Raw genomic sequence first — 5513 nt, 5'->3', positions numbered from 1 at the left:
CCGCCGCATGACGCGGCGGGCCCCCTCTGCGTATCCCCGTAGGGGCTACTTCTTGAAGCCGTAGTCCATCAGCTTCTTCGCGTCCTTCGTGCGGTTGGCCGAGGAGGTCGAGGTGAGGACCGTCCCGATGACCGTCTTGCCGCTGCGGGTCGCGGCGAAGACCAGGCAGTACTTGGCCTGCGGGCCGGAGCCGGTCTTCACGCCGATCGCGCCGCTGTAGCTGCTGAGCAGGTTGTTCGTGTTCGACCACGACATGTAGCGGTAGCCACCGCTCTTCGTGGTGACCTTCTGCTTCGTCGACTTCGTCTTCACGACCGTACGGAACGTGGAGCTCTTCATCGCGCTGCTGGCGAGCTTCGTCAGGTCGCGGGGCGTCGAGTAGTTGCCGGCGCCGCCGATTCCGTCGAACGAGTCGAAGTGGGTGTTCGACAGGCCGAGGCTCCTGGCCTGGGCGTTCATCTTGCCGATGAACGACTTCACGCGGGCCGAGCGGGTGTTGCCCTTGCCGAACTTGTCCGCGAGCGCGTACGCCGCGTCGCAGCCGGACGGCAGCATCAGGCCGTACAGGAGCTGGCGGACGGTGACCTTGTCGCCGACGATCAGGCGGGCGGACGAGGCCGTGTTCCTGACGATGTAGTCGCTGTAGGCCTTTTGGATCTTGACCTTGGAGTTGAGGTTCAGGTTCGCCTGGGAGAGGACCACCTTCGCCGTCATGATCTTGGTGGTGGAGCCGGTGGACCGGCGGGTGTCCGCGGCCTTGGTGAAGAGCGTCTTACCCGTGCCGTTGTTCATCACGAAGCCGCCCTTGGCGGCGATCGACGGCTTCGGCAGTGCGGCCGCATGGGCCGGGGTCGTGAGGGCTCCGCCCGCGAATACCGCACCTGCGGTGACGATTACGGCCGATGCGCGACGAATGCCCTTAATGGCGGTTTTCAAGTTCAATGCTCCAAATGCCCCTGGAATGCGGCCACATGAGCGTGCCGCTCGATAGTGAGACACACGGGAGAGGCAAAAGGATGCGCGTGGATGCTGTCTTTTACGGGTGATGTCCGGATCGTGGAATGGACGACCTGATGGGTACGTGTTGTATCTATGCTGTGCGCATGCCAGTCGCGCCCCCCTCGTCCCCCACCGCCCCCGCCCACACCCTGAAGCAGCCGCCCGCCGCCGAGCGCGTGTACGCGCACGTCAAACAGGGCGTGCTCGACCGCCGGTACGAGGGCGGCACGCTGCTCACCGAGGGGGAGCTCGCCGAGGCCGTCGGGGTGTCCCGCACGCCGGTGCGCGAGGCCCTCCTGAAGCTGGAGGTCGAGGGGCTTCTCCGGCTCTACCCGAAGAAGGGCGCCCTCGTCCTGCCGGTGTCCGTGCAGGAGATCGCCGACGTCGTCGAGACACGCCTCCTGGTGGAGACGCACTCGGTGCGCAAGGCCGTACCGGCGCCGCAGGGCCTCGTCGCCCGCCTCGAGGAGCTGCTGGCCCGCCAGCGGGAACAGGCCGCCGCCGGGGCTCTCGCGGAGGCGGCCGTCACCGACCGCTGCTTCCACGCGGAGATCGTGCGCAGCGGCGGCAACGAGATCCTCTCCCGGCTGTACGACCAGCTCCGTGACCGGCAGCTGCGGATGGGCGTCGCCGTGATGCACTCCCACCCCGACCGGATCGCCAAGACGCTGACCGAGCACGAGGAGATCCTCGACGCGCTGCGGGCAGCCGACGCGGAGCGGGCGGTGGCCGTGGTCACCCGGCACGTCGGGTGGTTCCGGGACCTCGCCCGGGGTGAGATCCGATGAGCTCCCTCTCCGCCCCCGTCTCCCTGCCCGGAGATCCCCCGGGCGGCAGGAAGGCCGTCCTCGTCTGGGGCATCGGCGTCGCCGTCTACTTCGTCGCCGTCATCTTCCGGACTTCCCTCGGCGTCGCCGGGCTCGACGCCGCCGACCGCTTCCACGTCAACGCGTCCGCGCTCTCGACGTTCTCCATCCTCCAGCTCCTCGTCTACGCGGGCATGCAGATACCCGTCGGCCTGATGGTCGACCGGCTCGGCACCAAGCGCGTGCTGACCATCGGCGTCGTCCTCTTCACGCTCGGGCAGCTCGGCTTCGCGTTCTCGCCCTCGTACGGGATGGCGCTCGCCTCCCGCGCGCTGCTCGGCTGCGGTGACGCGCTGACCTTCATCAGCGTGCTGCGCCTGGGCACCCGCTGGTTCCCGGCCCGGCGCGGCCCGCTGGTCGCCCAGCTCGCCGGGCTCGTCGGCATGGCGGGCAACCTCGTCTCCACCCTCGTCCTCGCCCGGCTCCTGCACTCCGTCGGCTGGACCGCGGCCTTCGCCGGCAGCGCGCTCTGCGGCGTCATCGTCCTCGTCCTCATGACGCTGTTCCTCAAGGACCACCCCGAGGGCCACGCCCCGGAGCCCGTGCGGCACACCGGCGGGGCCTTCGTGCGCGAGCAGATCGCCCTGAGCTGGCGCGAGCCCGGCACCCGGCTCGGCCTGTGGGTGCACTTCACCACGCAGTTCCCCGCGATGGTCTTCCTGCTCCTGTGGGGCCTGCCGTTCCTCGTCGAGGCGCAGGGGCTCTCGCGCGGCGCGGCCGGCACGCTGCTCACCCTCGTCGTGCTCTCCAACATGGTGGTGGGCCTGGTCTACGGCCAGATCGTCGCCCGCCACCACGCGGCCCGCACGCCCCTGGCGATCGGCACCGTCGCGGCGACGGCCGTGATGTGGGCGCTCACGATCCACTTCCCCGGCGACCACGCCCCGATGTGGCTGCTCGTCGCGCTCTGCGTCGTGCTCGGATCCTGCGGACCCGCGTCCATGATCGGCTTCGACTTCGCGCGCCCCGCGAATCCGCCGGAGCGCCAGGGCACCGCGTCCGGCATCGTGAACATGGGCGGCTTCGTCGCGTCCATGACGACGCTGCTCGCCATCGGTGTCCTCCTGGACGCGACCGGCGACAACTACCGGATCGCCTTCTCCGCCGTCTTCGTCCTCGAAGCGATCGGCCTCAGCCAGATACTGCGGCTGCGGACGCGCGCGGTGCGCCGGGAGAGGGAGCGGCTCGTCGCCAGCCGCGTCGAGGCCGTGCACGTCCCTGTCTGAGGGTCGCCGTCCAAGGAAAAGGAAAAGGAAAAGGGAAAGGGAAAGGGAAAGGGAAAAGGGAAAAGGGCTACGGCGTGACGGCGAACTCCCGCAGGATCGCCTCGCCCAGCCCGTGATCGCCCTCGATCTTGACCCGGTCGGCCACCGACGCGTACGAGATGCGGCCGCACGCCAGGCGGAAGTACGTCTCCCAGTCCAGGCTGAGCGTGGCCAGCGGGCCGAGGGAGGGGGCGCTGTCGACCGTGGCGCGTCCTTCGGCATCGACGCGGACCGTGCGCAGGAATTCGACGGGCCCGCTCACGTCGAGGACGACCGCCGAATTCGCCGGTGCCGCGGCCTTCTTGGCGACCACCTTGGCGAGTCCCTGGAGCAGCAGGTCGCGGGCCACGTACGCACCCTGGGAGTCCAGGTTGCCGGGCTTGCGCAGCGTCGTACGCAGGTCCTGCTCGTGCACCCAGACGTCGAACGCGCGCATCCGCGTGGCCAGTTCGAGGGTCTGCTCGGTGCCGAGCGGGCCGCGGATCTTGTGGGAGGGGTCACGCGATTCGTTCCGCAGCTGCCGTGAGCGGCGGATGATCGTGTACTCCAGCTCGGAGGTCATCTCGGGCGCGGTGTGGTGGCGCCGGACGTCGACCTGTATCTCCATGTAGCGCTGGCCCTCGGTCTGTACGTGGTACAGGTCGCGGGGCAGGGTGTGGATGGGGCGCGGGTCGCCCAGCATCTCGCAGTCCAGGCCTATGACGTGGGAGACGAGATCCCGCACCGACCAGCCGGGGCAGGGCGTGGCCCAGTTCCACTCTCCCTCGGCGAGCGGGGACACCAGCTCGGATATGGCTGATACGGACTGGGTCCAGGCGTCGGCATAGGTTTGCAGGCTGGGATGGAGACTCACGGGACCCCTCGACGGTCGTACGCGGGCGGTGGGTGTCTGAGACGCGTCATGGGGGTCCGGGGGGTACCCCCGGAAAATCACAGTACGCTGCCCACAGGCACCCCTGCAGTGCTTTCGTGTGACGATCGTAGGCCTGCATTGACGGCTCGAATGCCAGGACGGTGGTAGTGTGCGCGCCTCCCTCATCCAGATCGCCGTAGACGAGGGCGAATCGGTCAATTCCCGTCGCTCGCGGGTCTCTTCACTGGTACGTGAGGTAGCCGGGCGGGAGCGGCCGGATCTGGTCGTTCTTCCCGAACTGTGGACCACGGGCGCTTTCGCGTACGAGTCGTTCGCGAGCGAGGCGGAGCCGCTGGACGGGGCCACGTACGCGGCGATGGCCAAGGCCGCGAGTGACGCGGGCGTCTGGCTGCACGCGGGGTCGATTCCGGAGCGGGACGCGGTGGGTGACCTCTACAACACCTCGCTGGTCTTCTCGCCCGAGGGTGAACTCGCCGCCTCGTACCGCAAGATCCACCGCTTCGGCTTCGACAAGGGCGAGGCCGTGCTGATGGGGGCGGGCAGCGAACTGGTGACGGTGCGGACGCCTTCCGCGGCGATCGGGCTCGCCACGTGCTACGACCTGCGCTTCCCGGAGCTGTTCCGGGGGCTCGTGGACGCGGGCGCCGAGATGTTCGTCGTCCCCGCCGGGTGGCCGGCGCGGCGGCGGGAGCACTGGACGCTGTTCGCTCGGGCGCGGGCGGTCGAGGACCAGGTGTACGTCCTCGCCTGCGGCACCGGCGGTACGCATGCCGGGGTTCCCCAGGCCGGGCACAGCGTCGTCGTCGACCCGTGGGGCGAAGTGCTCGCCGAGGCGGGGGACGGTGAGGAGGTCCTCACCGTCGACCTCGACCCGGCGAAGGTCGCTGCCACGCGGGAGCAGTTCCCGGCCCTGAAGGACCGGCTGCTCGGGCTGGACGCCCCGAAGCCCCTCTAGTCGTCGTCGCCCCGTTCCTTCTCCGCCAGGCGGATCACGCAGACCGTGACGGCCAGGAGGAGGGATGCGTCGGCGTCCTCGCGGGTGACGTGGAGGCCGTACGTCTCGCGGACCGTGAACCAGCGGCGCGAGATGTCGGCAAGGAGTTCGCCGTCGTACTCGATGGCGAACTCGCGGTCCAGGATCTTGCCGCTCACGTCGAGTTCGGTGCCGTCGACCAGCTCCACGCGGTAGTGGTTGCGCAGCAGCGAGAGGCGCTTGCGCTTGACCGTGGCGAGCGGTTCGCCGTCCCGTTCGATCAGCATCGTGTCGCGCAGCGCCAGCATCTTGGCGCGGATGTCGATGAGGACGCGGCCCTGCATGTCCTTGAGCTCGAAGGTCTCGCGCAGGCGCATCGCCTTGCCGTCGACGAGGAAGACCTTCTGGCCCTGGTCGTCCTCGATCCAGTAGTCGTCACCGATGCCGAGCAGCCGGTCGCGTACGAGAAGTTTCATGGGGTCATGACTACCCCGTGGCGCGCCCGGCACCAGGGCGGGCGGGGGGAGTTCACCGGG

Annotated in this window: 6 protein-coding genes; 3 read left to right on the top strand and 3 right to left on the bottom strand. The window is 69.2% G+C overall.

Annotated elements, in window-relative coordinates; all coding sequences use genetic code 11:
* Positions 1 to 45: 45 nt before the first annotated feature.
* Positions 46 to 936, bottom strand: a complete 891-nt coding sequence (locus ACFUPX_RS43905) for a D-alanyl-D-alanine carboxypeptidase family protein (protein WP_383335335.1) — start codon at positions 934 to 936, stop codon at positions 46 to 48.
* 167 nt (positions 937 to 1103) lie between these two features.
* On the opposite strand from ACFUPX_RS43905, the gene ACFUPX_RS43900 reads away from it, so the two are divergent.
* Positions 1104 to 1787, top strand: coding sequence for a GntR family transcriptional regulator (locus tag ACFUPX_RS43900; RefSeq protein WP_383335333.1), 684 nt, complete (start codon positions 1104 to 1106; stop codon positions 1785 to 1787).
* Positions 1784 to 3091 (top strand): nitrate/nitrite transporter, encoded by a 1308-nt coding sequence (locus ACFUPX_RS43895; protein WP_383335331.1) that lies wholly within the window; start codon positions 1784 to 1786, stop codon positions 3089 to 3091. The genes ACFUPX_RS43900 and ACFUPX_RS43895 overlap by 4 nt, the downstream gene beginning before the upstream one ends.
* 67 nt (positions 3092 to 3158) lie before the next feature.
* Here the strand turns inward: ACFUPX_RS43895 and ACFUPX_RS43890 are convergent, their stop codons facing one another.
* Positions 3159 to 3983, bottom strand: a complete 825-nt coding sequence (locus ACFUPX_RS43890) for a maleylpyruvate isomerase family mycothiol-dependent enzyme (protein ID WP_383335329.1) — start codon at positions 3981 to 3983, stop codon at positions 3159 to 3161.
* Between the two features lie 169 nt (positions 3984 to 4152).
* Here ACFUPX_RS43890 and ACFUPX_RS43885 point away from each other — a divergent pair, with 169 nt between their 5' ends.
* Positions 4153 to 4959, top strand: coding sequence for a carbon-nitrogen family hydrolase (locus ACFUPX_RS43885; RefSeq protein ID WP_383335327.1), 807 nt, complete (start codon positions 4153 to 4155; stop codon positions 4957 to 4959).
* On the opposite strand, the gene ACFUPX_RS43880 is transcribed toward ACFUPX_RS43885, so the two are convergent.
* Complete coding sequence (locus ACFUPX_RS43880) at positions 4956 to 5453, bottom strand: LURP-one-related/scramblase family protein (RefSeq protein WP_383335325.1); 498 nt, start codon at positions 5451 to 5453, stop codon at positions 4956 to 4958. The two genes, ACFUPX_RS43885 and ACFUPX_RS43880, sit on opposite strands and share 4 nt — an antisense overlap.
* Positions 5454 to 5513: the final 60 nt, after the last annotated feature.

This window comes from Streptomyces sp. NPDC057302 (genome assembly GCF_042667685.1).
Classification (GTDB): Bacteria; Actinomycetota; Actinomycetes; order Streptomycetales; family Streptomycetaceae; genus Streptomyces.
Note: the sequence above shows the minus strand (reverse complement) of the source record. Positions and strands in the feature narration are given on the sequence as shown.

Coding starts and splice junctions, on each gene's coding strand:
- ACFUPX_RS43900 (WP_383335333.1), top strand. CDS start 1,104: ATGCCAGTCGCGCCCCCCTCGTCCCCCACCGCCCCCGCCCACACCCTG.
- ACFUPX_RS43895 (WP_383335331.1), top strand. CDS start 1,784: ATGAGCTCCCTCTCCGCCCCCGTCTCCCTGCCCGGAGATCCCCCGGGC.
- ACFUPX_RS43880 (WP_383335325.1), bottom strand. CDS start 5,453: ATGAAACTTCTCGTACGCGACCGGCTGCTCGGCATCGGTGACGACTAC.